At 65.9% G+C, this 14,693-nt stretch carries 16 protein-coding genes; 13 read left to right on the plus strand and 3 right to left on the minus strand.

What is annotated here, in order from left to right:
- Positions 1–9 precede the first annotated feature (9 nt).
- The 12 genes from JGU66_18720 to JGU66_18775 all read left to right on the plus strand — a co-directional run bounded on the left by JGU66_18720 (position 10) and on the right by JGU66_18775 (position 9,195).
- Positions 10–1,218, plus strand: coding sequence for a phage major capsid protein (locus tag JGU66_18720; GenBank protein ID MBJ6762802.1), 1,209 nt, complete (start codon positions 10–12; stop codon positions 1,216–1,218).
- 65 nt (positions 1,219–1,283) lie between these two features.
- Positions 1,284–1,724 (plus strand): hypothetical protein, encoded by a 441-nt coding sequence (locus tag JGU66_18725; protein ID MBJ6762803.1) that lies wholly within the window; start codon positions 1,284–1,286, stop codon positions 1,722–1,724.
- Between the two features lie 84 nt (positions 1,725–1,808).
- Positions 1,809–2,468 carry a hypothetical protein gene (locus tag JGU66_18730; protein ID MBJ6762804.1) on the plus strand — a complete coding sequence of 220 codons (660 nt, stop codon included), beginning with the start codon at positions 1,809–1,811 and terminating at the stop codon, positions 2,466–2,468.
- Positions 2,465–2,788: a hypothetical protein gene (locus JGU66_18735; GenBank protein ID MBJ6762805.1), complete on the plus strand. Its 324-nt coding sequence runs from the start codon at positions 2,465–2,467 to the stop codon at positions 2,786–2,788. Before JGU66_18730 ends, JGU66_18735 begins: the two co-directional genes overlap by 4 nt.
- Positions 2,788–3,198: a hypothetical protein gene (locus JGU66_18740; protein MBJ6762806.1), complete on the plus strand. Its 411-nt coding sequence runs from the start codon at positions 2,788–2,790 to the stop codon at positions 3,196–3,198. Before JGU66_18735 ends, JGU66_18740 begins: the two co-directional genes overlap by 1 nt.
- Positions 3,199–3,222: 24 nt before the next feature.
- Complete coding sequence (locus JGU66_18745; protein ID MBJ6762807.1) at positions 3,223–3,636, plus strand: hypothetical protein; 414 nt, start codon at positions 3,223–3,225, stop codon at positions 3,634–3,636.
- Between the two features lie 14 nt (positions 3,637–3,650).
- Entirely contained in the window at positions 3,651–4,085 is a 435-nt protein-coding gene (locus JGU66_18750; GenBank protein MBJ6762808.1) for a hypothetical protein, read from the plus strand.
- 42 nt (positions 4,086–4,127) lie between these two features.
- Positions 4,128–4,514, plus strand: coding sequence for a phage tail protein (locus tag JGU66_18755; GenBank protein MBJ6762809.1), 387 nt, complete (start codon positions 4,128–4,130; stop codon positions 4,512–4,514).
- Positions 4,515–4,537: 23 nt separating this feature from the next.
- Complete coding sequence (locus tag JGU66_18760) at positions 4,538–4,714, plus strand: hypothetical protein (protein ID MBJ6762810.1); 177 nt, start codon at positions 4,538–4,540, stop codon at positions 4,712–4,714.
- Between the two features lie 3 nt (positions 4,715–4,717).
- Positions 4,718–7,627: a hypothetical protein gene (locus JGU66_18765; protein MBJ6762811.1), complete on the plus strand. Its 2,910-nt coding sequence runs from the start codon at positions 4,718–4,720 to the stop codon at positions 7,625–7,627.
- A gap of 6 nt (positions 7,628–7,633) precedes the next feature.
- A complete protein-coding gene (locus tag JGU66_18770; protein MBJ6762812.1) occupies positions 7,634–8,515 on the plus strand; it encodes a hypothetical protein in 882 nt (293 codons plus the stop codon).
- Positions 8,516–8,565: 50 nt separating this feature from the next.
- On the plus strand, positions 8,566–9,195 hold the full coding sequence (locus JGU66_18775) for a hypothetical protein (protein MBJ6762813.1): 630 nt from the start codon (positions 8,566–8,568) through the stop codon (positions 9,193–9,195).
- Between the two features lie 276 nt (positions 9,196–9,471).
- Here the strand turns inward: JGU66_18775 and JGU66_18780 are convergent, their stop codons facing one another.
- Positions 9,472–10,203 (minus strand): hypothetical protein, encoded by a 732-nt coding sequence (locus JGU66_18780; protein MBJ6762814.1) that lies wholly within the window; start codon positions 10,201–10,203, stop codon positions 9,472–9,474.
- On the minus strand, positions 10,203–10,922 hold the full coding sequence (locus JGU66_18785; protein MBJ6762815.1) for a TIGR02269 family lipoprotein: 720 nt from the start codon (positions 10,920–10,922) through the stop codon (positions 10,203–10,205). Before JGU66_18785 ends, JGU66_18780 begins: the two co-directional genes overlap by 1 nt.
- 790 nt (positions 10,923–11,712) lie before the next feature.
- On the opposite strand from JGU66_18785, the gene grrM reads away from it, so the two are divergent.
- A complete protein-coding gene (gene grrM, locus JGU66_18790) occupies positions 11,713–12,882 on the plus strand; it encodes a GRRM system radical SAM/SPASM domain protein (protein ID MBJ6762816.1) in 1,170 nt (389 codons plus the stop codon).
- A gap of 87 nt (positions 12,883–12,969) precedes the next feature.
- Here the strand turns inward: grrM and JGU66_18795 are convergent, their stop codons facing one another.
- On the minus strand, positions 12,970–14,676 hold the full coding sequence (locus JGU66_18795) for an amidohydrolase family protein (protein MBJ6762817.1): 1,707 nt from the start codon (positions 14,674–14,676) through the stop codon (positions 12,970–12,972).
- Positions 14,677–14,693 lie beyond the last annotated feature (17 nt).

The raw sequence follows: 14,693 nt of genomic DNA on the forward strand, positions 1-14,693 counted from the left end.
AGGTTGATCATGTCCACGACGACGAAGCCCAAGGCGAAGTCCACCACCGACACCACCCCGCCTCTCGCCCTGCCGCCGCAGCTCCAGCGCGCGGTGGAGGTCTCCGCGACCAAGGCCGTGGAGGCCGCCATCGCCTCGCGCCCCAGCGCGCCACCCAACGCCGGGCCGTACACCTCCGGCGCGAAGGATCTCCAGCTCGACCTGAGCGAACCCAGCCGGCAGGCGAAGCTGTATGCGCACACGGGACTCCGGATGAAGGCTGCGTACCTCGCCCGCGCGAAGGCACTGGGCCAGGCGCAGGGCGAGCACTTCGACAAGCTCGGGAAGTTCATTGAGCGCACCAAGGCGCTCGGTCAGTTCGCCTCCGTCTTCGAGCAGGGAGGCTCCTTCCTGCGCGAGACGGTCTCCACGGAGTTGGTGGAGTTGATTCGCCCGAACAGCATCCTCTTCCGCGCCGGGGTCCGGACAATCTCCAACTACGGCGCCAAGCTCACCATGGGCGTGGTGGACGAGGGAGTCCAGGTCTACTGGTCGGCGGAGGGGCGGCCGGCCGCGCTCTCCACCATGAAGGGCGGAGCGTTGGTCCTCAACGCCCACAAGCTCATCGCGCGGGCTCGCGTTTCGAACGATCTTCTCCGGCTCGGCACCATCGACTCGTCGGCGCTCATCGGCCAGGACATGAGCGCCGCGGTGGCCCAGGAGGTGGACATCACGGGCATCAAGGGCACCGGCCCCTCGAAGCCCAACGGCGTCCGCTCCCAGATGGACTCGGGCAACGTGGTCGCCAGCTCCGGGACGACGGCGGCCAACAAGATCACCGACACCGACGCGGCGATGAAGTTGGTCGAGAAGGCGAACATCCCGGGCGGGCTGGAGGCGAACAAGGCGTTCTACTACTGCTCCACGGACACGTTCTACGCGCTCCGCCAGACGCGCGACAACGCGGGCTGGGTGTTCCCGGAGCTGCGCGACGCGACGGCGCCGAAGCTCAACGGCTTCCCGGTGATTCGCGGGGAGCTGCTCGCCGGGGACAAGACGCTCGGGTTCGGCCTGGCCGCGCAGCTCATTTTCGGAGAGGCCGTGCCGCTCGAGGTGGCGACGGGCGAGGACGCCGACGACTTCAGCTCGGACCTGTTCACGATGCGCGGTGTCACCCAGGTGGACTGGCTGCTCCGCTACCGCCAGGCGTTCGGCGAGGTGACCGGCATCAACTACTGACACCTCGGGCCGGCGCTCGCTTGGGCCGGCCCGCTCCTCCCTCTCACTGCACCACCAGGAGCACTATGCACTCTGACATCGTCAACATCGGGCACCGGTACAAGGCCGACGTCCAGGCCGTCCCGCCGGCCAGCGCCGCGGCGGGTACGCGCAACGGCAACACCATCAACGTGAGCGGCTACGGCTCCGGCACCATCGTCGCCAACGTCGGCGCCGCGAGCGGCACGCCGACCGCAACTACCATCACCTACGCGCTCCAGACGAGTGCGACGGCGGACGGCTCCAGTGGATGGGTGGCGTTGAAGGACATCGACAACAACGCGGTCGTGCTCACCGCCACGGCCGGCGGAGTCGCGGCGGAGAAGGACTTCAATCTCCAGTATGCGACCCCGGGGCATTCCTTCATCCGCACCGTGGAGACGGTGGCGTTCACCGGAGGGACGGCGCCCGCGGTCGTGACGGGCGCGACGTTCGTCTTGGGTGGCGGGCGGCGTCTGCCTCTGTAGTTGGCGCGACGCTCCCGGTCGTGCTGACGCGGGCCGGGAGGTGGATTCGTCCGCCTCCCGGCCCTTCTTTCGTCTGAGGTGCACATGCCCGTTGAAGATTTGCTCACCGTCGCGCAGCTCCCCGCCAGCGTGCGCGACACCGCCGACCCCGAGCGGCTCCCTCTGCACATCACGGCCGCGTCGCTCGCGCTCGCGGAGTACGTCGGCTATCCCCTGCACCGCCGGACGGGCATCATCGAGGCCGTGGCCAGCCAGGGCGGCGCGTACCTGTGGCTGGGCTCCGGCGCCGTGCGGCAGGTGACGCGTGTCGTGGTGCGCGGCGCCGAGGTGCCTCCGGACGCGTACGCGCTGGAGTCGCCGCGCATGGGCCGCATGGTGGCGCGCGGGCGGCGCGGGCCGTTCACGGGTACCTGGACAACGGGCGTGTCGTCCACGCCATTGGACGCCGAGGCCACGGGGGAAGTTGTCGTCACCTACGACGCGGGCTGGGTGACGCCCGGTCAGGCCGCGTTGGACCCATCGCTCGCGGTGGATCTGCCCGCGCACGTGGCGCTCGCCGCGCAGCTCGTGGCCACTGCGATGATTCAGCGTGACGGCGCGGAGGACGATGTCGTCTCGGAGTCCATCGGCGATACGTCGCTGACGCGGACGACAGGCGAGGACGGCCAGGTAGCCGCGCTGCCCGCCCGCGCACGGCAGTTCGTGGCCCAGTACATCCGCCCGCGTGTGGGGGTGTCGTCGTGACGCTACTCGGGCACCGATTCAACCAGCGGTTTCACCTCGCGCGGCTGCTCCAGTCCGATGCCCGCGGCATGACCGAGTACGCGGACCCCGTGCCGTATCGGTGCCGCTACCAGGGCAGCACGCGCCGCGTGGTGGACACCAATGGGGACATGGCCGTGACGGAGGGCGTCTACTACACCCCTGTCGAGGTGCGCTCCGGTGACCTGCTTTGGCGTCCTGGGGATGACCCCCAAGACGAGTCCATGGGGAGACCACCTCTCCGCGTCACTCCTCGCTACAACATGAGCGGCAATCTCGACCACTACGAGGTGTTCGTCTGATGGGCGCCACTCTTCGAGACGTCGAACTGCACGTGGCCCAGGTGCTCGATGCGGCCGGGCTCGGTCTGTCGATGTCGAGCAAACCTCCGTCGCTCTACGTGGGGCGGTTCCCCGAGCAGGCTCGCCACGCGCTCGTGGTCGTGCGCGAGGTGGCGGGCGATGCCCCGCTCGACTACCTCGGCACGGGCCGGAGCTGGCTCGCGCCCGATGTGCAGGTCTACGTCCGCGGCGAGCCCCGTCAGTACCAGGCCGCCCAAGCGCTGGCGCGGCGTTGCTGGTCAGTCCTTCACCGGGCGCAGGTGCCCGGGTACTCGTCGTGCCTGGCGCAGGGAATGCCCAGCTACATGGGGCCGGACGGTGCCGAGGCGCACCGATTCGCCTTCACCGTCACGCTCGGCTACGCGGCATGACGGAGGGCGCCCCTTAAGAGGGGCATGGCCGTCAAGGTGGTCTTGGACATCGTGAAGTTGAAGCACCTCCAGGTGCACGCGCCGCAGGTGCTTGACGCGCTCGACGTGCCGATGCGTGCAGCGGTCGCCGATATCCTCTCGCTGTCGCGATTCATGGTGCCCCGCGGCGACCCAGACGACGACTCGAATCTCCTCGAGTCGGGTTTTGTCTCGGGCCCCCACCGCAACATGTCCGCAGCGCTCTCGTCGTCCTGGTCGTGCGGATACGAGCACCCGCAGGCCGGCGCGATCCACGAGGGATTTCACTGGGGCTCACAGACCGTAGACCCCGCACCCGAATGGCTCAAGTTGGCTTTCAAGGCGCGCCGCGGACGTGCGCGCAAGGGCGTCACGCAAGCCCTTAAGGACTATCTCACCAAGCAGTTTCCACCCAAGTAAGGAGAAGCGACGTCATGTCCGAACCCATCTCAAACATGCTGAGCAAGGTTTACTTCACCGCCTTGCCCACCCCCGTCGCCGACATGGTGGCGGCCGACCTGCTCGACGGAATCAACGAAGTCACGGTCACCGTGACGTCCGACACCACGCCGAAGAACTACTACGGCGGCGGAGGCTGGAGCAGCTCCGCACTGACCCTCCGCAAGTTCTCCGGCAGCCTCGGCGGCCACCGCTTCGAGGGCAGCACGTCGCAAGGACTGCTCAAGCAGCACTTCATGAGCGGGGCCGATGGCTACCTGACCATCATCACCAACGAGGCGGGCACCCCCGGCAAGAAGGGCGTCCGGTACGCGGTGAAGATCACCTCCTTTGATGAGACCGGGCCGAGCACGGACGTCCGCAAGCTGTCGTGCGCGTTCGACGGACAGGGTGCGCCGCTCGACGTGTAGCGGCCCTTCTTCTCATCACACCCGCAACACCAGGAGACCAGCATGAGCAACGAGACCATCCAGCACCGCAAGCCGGTGGGCACCCTCCGGCAGTTCCACAAGCGCATCGAGATCGACAAGACCGAGTACGACATCCGCTGCCCCACGAGCGGAGAGAAGATCGATGTCCTCGTGGCGAGCCAGAAGGCTGGGGACCTCGACGCCAACAACCAGCCCGTGGACTACGCGGCTGGCTTGCGCTTCCTCGCACGCACCGCGATCGCGAGCCTGTACTACCCGAGCAGCTCGACCCACGTCTTCACGCAGGAGGACATGCCGACGGTCAAGAATGAGCCCTGGCTCGAGCAGTACGGCCGGGACTTCGCGGCAGCGTTCGCCGGCCAGACGGTTGCTGAAGCCCGGGGAAACTCCGAAGCCACCCCGAGCTAAGAGCACTCGTCGGGGTGGCGCGAATGATGGGTTGCTCGCCGCGCGAGGTGAGCACGTGGCCCTGGGAGGACATCGTCTACATCCTCGCTTACTGCGCGGAAGAAGAGGCGGAACTCAAGGCCGCACGGAGCGGAGTAGGCAACGGCGCGGGTAGTAGCAAGAGCCAAAGCCGAACGTTTGTCTATCGAAAGGCAGAGTGAGTCATGGCAGGCGAAGGCGGACTGAAAGTCGGAGACCTGTACGTCGTAGTCACGACGTCAGTCGGTGAGGCCATCGCCAACCTTGGCAAGCTCGTCAAGTCGGTCGAGAAGGCCGCGAAGCAGGTGAAGGAGGCGTCGAAGGACATCGGCGAGATAGGCATGGTGGTGGCGGCTGGCATCGCGGCAGCCGTCGCCGCCGCCGCGCAGTCGAACGAGAAGCTCAAGAAGGAGATCACCCGCCTCCGAGATCTCCTCTACACAGTGGTGGCCGAGATTGGAGACATGTTCCGTCCGCTCGTGAAGCAGCTCACGGACGGAGTTTCGCGACTCGTAGCGAGATTCCAGGCGCTCTCGCCCGAGTTGAAGCAGCACGCGGCGCAGTGGGCCACATGGGTGGCTGGCGCTGGGCTCGCTATTGGGGCTGTCGGCAAGCTCGCGGGCGTGGTCGAGGGGTTGGCCAAGGGGGCGGGGCTTGCCATCCAGGTGACTGGCTCCCTCATCGAAACCATGAAGGGCCTCGGCCCGGTGCTCAATACTGTGGGGCCGGCCGCCGCCAAGGCAGCCCAGTCGTTTCAGTCGTTGATGCGCGCCGACATCGGCTCGTCACTGGCCAAACTCTCGATCAAGCAAACGTTCGCCTCGTTCGGCGCGGGGCTCAAGGCGGCGGGCACAGCGATTGCCGATTTCGCCAAGGCGACCCCGTCCGCGATGCAGAGCATAGGGAAGATGCTCGGCTCGTTCGGCAGTGCGTTGGTCCCCATCCTCGCGGTCGCTGCGGCGCTCGCGGCAATCACCCTGCTCGTGGGCAGCTTGTACAGGGGCTGGGGAGACCTGCGCGTCATCGCGGGCGATGCAGCCGCCGCCATGACCAGGGGCATCGGCAAGGTGATGGGCGTCGTGGCGGACCTGGGGAAGAAGGTCTGGGGCGTCTTCACGACGATGTTCGAGGGCATCACCTCAGTCATCCGCGCGCTCGTGGAGAAGCAGCTCGACTTCATCGCCTACCTGGTCTCCGGGTCCGCTCGCCTCCTCGCACCTGTCGCGCGCGCGGCGAAGATGCGAGACACCGAGGCGGCACTGGCTGCGGCCGGGAAGCTGACGGGGCAGGACTTGGCCGCAGGGCTCGGTTCCGTCGGAGTGAAGGCCGCGAACGTCATCGGCGTGGCGACTGCGAAAATGGAGAGTGCGGCGGGCCCGGTGGGCAGCGCCATCACCGATGCGCTCAAGGCCGGCGCGCAAGACTTTGTTGATACGACCAAGACGATCGGCGGTGCCGTCTTCGACTACCAGTTCGGCTGGATGAAGGGGGACGGACTCAAGTACGCGATCGACGGCGTGAAGCAGTTGGGCGCTGCCATCGGAGAAAGCACCGGTCTCGCCAAGCTCTCGGCCATGCAGCTCGAAGACGTCGGCGAGCCCGGCAAGCCGCGCATTCGGTACTCCGAGGGGCGACAGACGGAGGTGGATGCCGAGCGCGACAAGAAGGAGCATGGCCGCAACCTGAGTTACGCGCAGCTCCAGGCGTACCAGGATGAGGACATGGCGCGGCAGATGCGGCGCGCAGAGGAGGCCGAGTCCGCGGCGTTCAGCGCGGCAATGACTCGCTACGCGTCCGAGGAGCAGCACGACCACGAACTCGCCGAGCTGACTGCGGATGCGTCCGAGGAGGCGCGTGCCGAATTGACCGCGGCAATGCGTTCGGCCACTGACGCCGGGGAATCGGCGTTCCGCACGATGCGCGATGAGGCCGCGGCGTTCGCGGACGCTGCCGAGCAGGCATTGGAGGACGCGAAGAACGGATTCATGCAGAAGGTGGTCGGCAGCCTTGGGCGTCTCGGCCAGGTCATCAACAGCGCAGTCGAGGGGTTTCAGGCCGGGGGCATCTGGGGCGCGGTCATCGGCGCTGTCGCGGAACTGTTTCTGGGCTCCAAACAGTTTCAAGACCTCATCGCGATGACGAATGCTGTCATCGGGGACCTGTCCGACGGACTCGGCGCGCTCGCGAGCGGGGCCCAGACCCTCGTCGGGGCGGTCAAGCCGATCATCGACGTGGTGATGGGCGTGTTGAAACCACTGCTGGATGCGATTGGGCGCTCCATCGAGCCCCTCCTCAAGCCCATTGCCATGGTGGCCCTGCTCCTCCAGGGCCTCCAACCTGTGCTGACGCTGTTGATTGAGGGGCTCATGAAGACAATGAAACCCCTAATGTGGCTCAATGAGGTGGTCATCCGAGGGCTCTTTGAAACAATTCGCTACGTTGGTATCGCTATCCTTTGGGTGGTGAAGGGCATCGGCGGACTGTGGAATGGCATCATTGGTGCCATCCAGTCAGTCTTCAAGGCGCTCGGCGATATCAGTGTCTTTGGCGCCCACCCGCTTGGATTTCTCAAAGGCTGGGCAAACTCGCTCGGCAAGGTCAAGGTGGACACGGAGTCGCTCGCCAAAGCCATCCAGGAAATGGAGCACCTGTCCTGGTCGGCAGCGCTCGCGAAGGCGCAGGAGACGGCGGAAGTGTTGAAAAACACGGACGCGCTCCAGGCTGCGACTGAAGCACTGAGCAACGTGCCGAGCGCGTGGAGAGTCGCGCTCCGCCGCTTCGACGCGGAGGACCCCGAGGAGCGCGGTGGACAGGGCAGCTCCGGCACGAGCGGTGTCTCCGTGCCCGGCGCGGGCATCCCCACGCAAGCGGACATCGACCGCGCGACGGGCGGTGTCCCGGGTGAGCATGGCGCGAGCCCCATCACCGGCAACACGACGGTGGGCGTGGGATCGCTGCAAGTCAATATCCACGGCACGGACATAGACGACGCCATGCAGCGCGCGCAGGACTTGGCGGGACGTCTCGGATTCGAGTGGGCGCGCCGCGCGATTGGCGGCGCGCAGCGGCTCGGGCCACGCTACGGCACCCCTTAGTGGGGAATGGCCTATCTGTCCCTTTCCGGCATAGAGGTCCGCGTCTCCACGGAGCGCGGCCTCACCCAGCGCCCGACGTACCTTGGGGGCAAGCAGCGCACGTTTGCCGGCTGGGCACAGTCGGGCGTGCGCACCGTTGTGGACACCTGGTCGGGCGGCACGCCGCCCATGTCCGTCGACGAGGCGCAGGCGGTGCGCGCGCTCATCGAGGGCGCCGGGCACTACTGGGGCTTCACTACGGCGGGCATCAACGGCCTCACGAGTAGCAAGGGGCTCGCGTGCGCGAGCTACACCGAGGGCGGCATCAGCGTGGGCGGCTCGACTGCGGGCAAGTTTGGTCCGGGACTCCAACTCCTGTATCACGCGCCGGATCTCGCTGAGGTCACGTGGCAGGTCGGACTGGGTGCCGCGCAGAACAACGTCATCGCCGTATGGGTCCGCCGGCCGTCCATCCTGGACGGCGGTTGGCATCACCTCGTCTGTGACAGCCTGAATGACGTCTCGTGGCTCGACGGCGAGCCCTGGCTCGCGCAGAGCGACATCGCGGCGGAGGTTGGTGTCGCGGTTGAGGCGTATGCCGATGGGCACATCAGGCTTGGGTGGAACTGGGGCGACGGCCCGACGGACATCATCAGCTTTGACGACCTGGTCGTACTGCCGATTCCGTCGGTGCCCGCGTCCTGGCCACGCCAAATGTATCAGTGGGGCCGCTCCTTCAGGTTCGGCCGCCTCCCGTACCACTACATGGCTGGCGCGCTCGTGCCAGGTCGCGTGGCCGAGGTCCTCGGCAGTGTGACTGAAGCGACCTCCGTCGAGTGGTCCGAGCGCGGCGAGCGCGTCCAGTGCCAGCGCCTGGAATTTGAACTGATGCAGCAGCCGGCCACGTGACGCCCCTTCTGTGTTTCGTCGTTCCCTCGCAGACCTGGAGCACACCAACCATGAAACGTATCAAGTACATCCTCGGCCTCTCCCTGGCGGCGCTCATCGGCGCGCCCGCCATCGCGCTCGCTGCGACGGGCGACCCCTCACAGCCCACCATCGGGTCCGCGCTGGTCGGCGCCGTCGTCCAGGCGCTGCCGGTCGTGTGCACTGCGCTGGCGGGCCTCATCGCCGCCGCGCTCTACGCCCTCACGCGCATGCTGTCCGCGCAGGGCACGGAGTCCAAGCTCGCGCAAGTCCTGTCCCGGGCATCGACGCTCGCCGAGGCCGTCGTCCGCGAGGTGCAAGTGACGCTGCGCGCGGAGTTGGAGAAGGCGGCCGCGGACGGAGTGCTCACGACGGACGAACTGGCGAAGATCAAGGCCGCCGCTGTGGCGCAGCTCAAGGCCAGCCTGGGCGAGCACGGATTGAAGGAACTGCAGGACGTCCTCCGGCTGACCGCCGGGAACATCGGGGTCTACCTGGGCGGACTCATCGAGGCCGCCGTGGACCGCATGAAGGCCAGTGGGGCGAAGCCCGTTGTCTCCCTGGGGCCGCTCGAGCTGGGCGCGTCCGGCGTTGCGGCCATCATGGCCCAGCCGGCCATCCAGGTGCCGAGCGCGCCGGTCCCTCAGATGCCCCGCGGCTAGAGGTTGCCGCGGGGCTCTCGCGAGTCCTGACCGGAACATCGGTCAGGACAGGGTACCTGGAGGCCACCGCGGGGGTCTCCAGCCTCACGGGCGGATACGCGCGCCTGGAGGCGGGGGCTCGGCTCCGGACCAATCTGGGCCTCTTCGGGTTTGGGGAGGCCAACGGGCGGGAGCGGATGGCGGGCATCGGGGCGCGGTGGACGTTCGGCCTCTGATGTCCGAGCAGCAGAGACAGCAAGGCGGGCCGCTCCGGTGCACTGGGGCGGCCCGCTGGCGTTAGTGGAGCTGCGCCGCTGGCGAGTCGCCGCGCAGGTCCTGCACGGACCGCTCTCGATAGATGACGTCGCTCGGCCCGAGCGCGCTCGCGACCTCGACGAAACGCTCGGAGACGATGGGCACAAGGCTGTTCGTCGCGCCGAAGACATCCGCGTCCGGGATGGTGGACCCATCAAGGACGTCGGTCCTGCCCGCGCGCCGCGGTGGACGACCGCACACAGGACAGGCGTCCTTGTGCGGTCCCTCCGGGATGAACTGCGCGACGCGAGGCGCGTAGAGCTCTATCAGCGGCGGCGCGCTCTTGCTCCGCTGGCTGATGCGGGTGGGCACGGGGATGAGGCCGCGCAGGCCGGCAGCCTCAAGCCTAGCGAGCGTGTCCGCCCGCACGACCAGCTCCCATGACGGGTAGCAGTGGACTGGCCCGAACCGGCCCGTTGACGTCCCTACGAGTGGCCCAAGGTGCTGTCCAGGGCCGAGGGGCGCGTCGGGGGCATAGGGTTGCGCGTACTCCAGGAGCTGCGTGTACCTCGCGAGGGACACCGGCATCTGCGGAATCAGCTCAATGCGCTGCGGACATGCACTCAAGTCCACCAGGGGCAGCGAGTAGCCGGTCGCCCAGATACCACACTCGGGGCAGTCAACAGACGGCAGCATCCACCGGCGGCCGGCGCTGTAGTGGCCCTTCCAAACCAGCTTGTCCCCTGGTGTCGATTGCAGTTCGTAGTACCGCATCACTTCTCCCGTGCCGCCTGGGGCGACAGGTCCCAAGCTTGCCAGTACGTGCCCATGGGGCCAACCAGGCCGTACTTGGTCATGAGCGCCCCGGCGAACCTGAAGTAGTCGTCGTTGGACGTATTGCTGTCGGTGTGCGAGATGAACGCGTTCCAATCAGAGTTCCACGGCCCCCCACGCCCATCCCTGTGAATGTAGCGGTGGATGTCCAGCGGAATGGGCATCACCCACTGATGGGGGTTGATGCCGCGGCCGATGAAGTGCTCCCAGAACGCGCGCGGAAAGATGTGGTGCTTCTCTTTGCGCTTGGTCTTGTACTCGGCCCATGCCTGCTCTCGTGCCCTGACGCTGGGCAGCACCTCCTCGGGAGCTGAGTGCATCCGGAACACCAAGACGGGGAGCGAGTCCCCGGGCAGGCCCTGCGCGCTGCCCCATGTGCGCGCCGGGCCGCTGCCGGGCGCGACCATGACGGCGCCGCCGCCCATGTCGAGCGCACGCACGACGCGACCGGGCGCGACGTCGCGACAGTCAAAGAGGCCGCAGTGCCCCGAGGTGGCGCAGACCGGGACGAGACACCTGTCCTCGTCGCCGTCGTCGTCCTCGCTGTCGGGCTCCTCCGCCTCTCGCCACACCGCGAGGGGCGAGCCCTCGCGCAGCTCCGGACCCGACGCGCAGTTCCACAGCGACACAGCCAGCAGCACCAGCAACGGCAAACGCATGCACTCCCCCGAGGTGTGAGGGGAGCAGCGTAGGAGGCCCAGTCAGGCGGCAAGCGCACACGGGCACGGGGTGTTCATTAGACGACACAGGGGTCGCATCCGATGTGGCTCCCGCTCACCTCGGTGGAACGGCGTGCTCCTGGCTCTGGTGTGCGGGATGCTGGAATTGGTGGGCGAACTTGACGTCCACCGCATCGAGCTAGGTGGAGCACGTCTCGCAATGAGTGGTAGACGTGGCAGTTGCCCGCTAGGACTTGCGCGGCGATGAGAGGCCAGCGCACCTGGAGATTGAGGGCGCCCAACTGTGTGGCGAAGGCAAACGGCTTCCTGCTTTTCTCCCACAGGTCCAAGCACGTGGTGTGGCTGCGCGTTTCGCGTTAACTTCCGGCGGAAGTCGACCTGTGCCAACGCCACATGCCGCACCTCGTCATTACTACTTACAGAACTCAGAGATCGGAATGCCTGGTTGACAGACTCGCCAAGTCGCGGCGAAGCTATTCTAGGGAGGCATCATGCCAACAAAGCAGGATAAGCCAACTGCAAAGGACGCGGAATCGAAGAGCAGCAGTCGTCGCGGGAAGAGGTCATCTTCAACAAAGAATGCGATTCTTAAGCAGCTTGCTGTCGTAGACCGCGGGCTGATCACGTCGCTCTCGGTCACTATCGCTCGCGGCCGAAGCGCGACCGTAGCAAGAGGCAAGATCAAGAAAAAGAAGGCGGAGTGGCTGAACGACTTTAACGACGCCTCAACTCAACCCGGCTCTGGGACCCCCTTCGGCAAGACGCAACCGTGACGCTATCCTACCTCGTCCTGCAGCCGACATCGCTGTGCAATCTCAACTGCACGTACTGCTATGTTCCGGGACGGCGCAACACTTCTCCGATGTCTGCCGAGACGCTCACGCGAGTCTACGAGTGTCTCCAAGAGTCGACTCATATTGCGAAGAGCCTGCACTTGCTCTGGCATGCGGGCGAGCCTCTGACAGTGGGGCTCCCGTACTTCCGCAGCGCCGTTGCTGCACAACGATCATACTCAGTACTCGCCGATGCGACGCAGTCGATTCAGTCAAATGGCACCCTGATCACTGATGACTGGTGCCATTTCTTCCAGGATAATAAGATCGGAGTTGGAGTTAGCCTCGACGGCCCAGAGTGGATACATGATGGTTCTCGACGAACATGGGGAAACACGGGCAGTCACGCCAAGACGATGCGCGGTGTCCGGCTTCTCCAGAAACATGGCGTTGACGTCCACGCGTTAGCTGTCATTACGTCGGAGTCGCTCGATCACGCCGAATCGTTCCTGCAATTCTTTCTCGACGCTGGCATCTCGCAGATCGCGATAAACATTGAGGAAATAGAGAATAGCCACGACCAATCGTCACTTGCTCGCCACCCCCGTCGGCAGCAAGAGCGGTATGGTCGCTTTATCGCAGAACTCTTCGAACTCTGGTGGCCACACCGAGAGCGCGTGGGAATTCGGGAGTTCGAGTTCATTATCGATGTGGCAGAGAATCTGAATCGTGACCCTGAGTTCGTCCCAGCACCTCTAGTGACGAAGCCTGGCGCGATGATCTCTGTATCGTCGCGCGGCGACATCGTTCCTTTCTCGCCGGAGCTAGTGGGGGCCACAAGCTCCCGTTACCACAATTTCATCGTTGGGAACGTACATTCGCTCGCATCGTTTGATGACATCCGAGCCAATTCCGTCTACCAGCAGATGGCTCGAGACGTCACGGCTGGAGTCGAGAACTGTCGCCGTGAGTGCGGCTACTACTCGCTGTGTGGAGGCGGCGTTCCAGGCAATAAGTACTTCGAGAATGGATCATTTGACACAACGACGACAATGTTCTGCCAGCTCCAACGGAAGACATTGGCCGACGTCGTCGTTAGCGCCCTCATCGAGAAGTCACACGCATTCCGCGCGACGAAAAAGCTTGGTCGTCGCGGTTCACCATAACGGCGCCCGAGAGGTGAACTGGACGCATGGATCACTGCTGAGAGGAGCGGGCGGCCCGTGCTGCACCGCCCGCGGCACGTCAGAGAGCTACGGCGAGCGCGGAGCCAATGTGCCGTCGCTCCACGCGACCTCTCCGTCCAAGACGGTCAACACGCTTACCGTCTTGGGCAGGTCCTCCGGAGGGACCGCCCTCGGATTGATGACATCCCGGTCGAGGATGGCGAAGCTTGCGCGCTGTCCGACAGCGATTCGCCCCTGAGAGTCAGGCGCCTGACCTCGAGCGCTCGAAGCGATGGTGGTGTAACCCGCCAAGAACGCTTCCCGACTGATCGCCTCCCTCTGGTTGAATGGATGCGTGGTGGCAATCTGCATTTCGAGCCAGGGCGACGTCGGATATCCAAACGCGTCCGTCCCAAAGGCAAGGGACACTCCGGCGTCGCGCATTGACTGGAGCAGTTCGGTATCTGCGACCGAAGGCGCTTGGAGGCGGGCCGTCGTGAGGCCCGGAACTGACGCGAGGTGCGTGGCGTTCTGGATGACTGGCACGCCATAGGCCGCGAGACGCGAGAGCTGACTGCGCGTCACGAGGTCGCCATGCTCCATGGTGATGGCGCCTGCCCAGGACCCGCCACCGACCTCGGCCAGCGACTGGAGGAGCAGTTCGACTCCGCCGTCGCCGAGGGCATGAAACAGAACATGCGCCCCCATTGCTCGCGCGTCGCGCAGTACCGAGACAGCGAAAGCCTTGCTGACGTCGGTTGAGCCATACCAGGGTGCATTAAACGTGTACGGGCAGGTCGAGGGCTCAGAGTACGCCAGCGGAGGCTGGGGCAGCCGGGCCGCCGTGCAGTCTCCAGGAGCCCCGTCCAGAAACAGTTTCCAGACGCGCCGGCCGTTGTGCGGCCCGGGACGCGGGCCGCTCGCAGTGATGATATCAACCGGAATGAAGGGGACGCGCGTCCGGCTCGCCACCGCAGCGCGGATGCCCTCGATGCGCGCCCCAGAGACCGCGAAGTTGATGTCGTAGACGACACCGCCCCCGAAGGCGGCCCATGCCTGGCCGTACTGCACGAGCCCGTCAGTGAGGAATGAGTCCGGAAGATAGGCCGTAAGGGCCTGAAAAACTGGCAGTTCCATCATTTCTTGAATGAAACCGGTCAGCCTGCCGCTCGGGTCGCGAGACAGGCGTCCGGTCTCACTGTCTGGCGCGCCGTCTGCGTACCCTGCCGCAGCAAGGAGCCGCGAATTGACTGCCAGGCCGTGGCCGCCCCAATCGGCGGCAAGCACGAGGTGAGCCGGCGCGACGTCGTCAAGGAAGGCGCGCACGTCCTTCGGGCACGTCTTGTAGAAATTGATGCCAACGAAGACCACGACCGGTGTGCCGGCCGGGCGCTCCGCGGCCTTCGCGGCCACGAGTGCCCGAACCTCCTCGGCCGTGGGACCGTACTCGCCTCGCTCGACCCACTTGGTGTCATTCGCGATCCAATCGGGGTTGGCGAACGACTCCGGATGCGAGTGCGCATCCACAAGCGCCGGGATGACTCGGCGCCCCTTGAGGTCCACCACGGCGACATGGGGCCGGGCCTCAAGCTGGTGCGTGGCGCCCACGGCGATGATGCGTCCTTGGGAGACCATGAACGCCTGGCCATCCGGTTGCCCCTCTCCCAGCCAGACACGCCCATTGACATACAGGGTTGCAGAGGCCGACGGCGGCAAGGGATTGCCCGCGCAGGCAGCAGGTGGCAACGCGAGCGCCAACAGCAGACACGACAAGACAGCAGGACGGCAGTCCATATGCGTACCTCTTGGTT

The sequence above is a fragment of the Myxococcaceae bacterium JPH2 genome, assembly GCA_016458225.1.
Lineage (GTDB): Bacteria > Myxococcota > Myxococcia > Myxococcales > Myxococcaceae > Citreicoccus.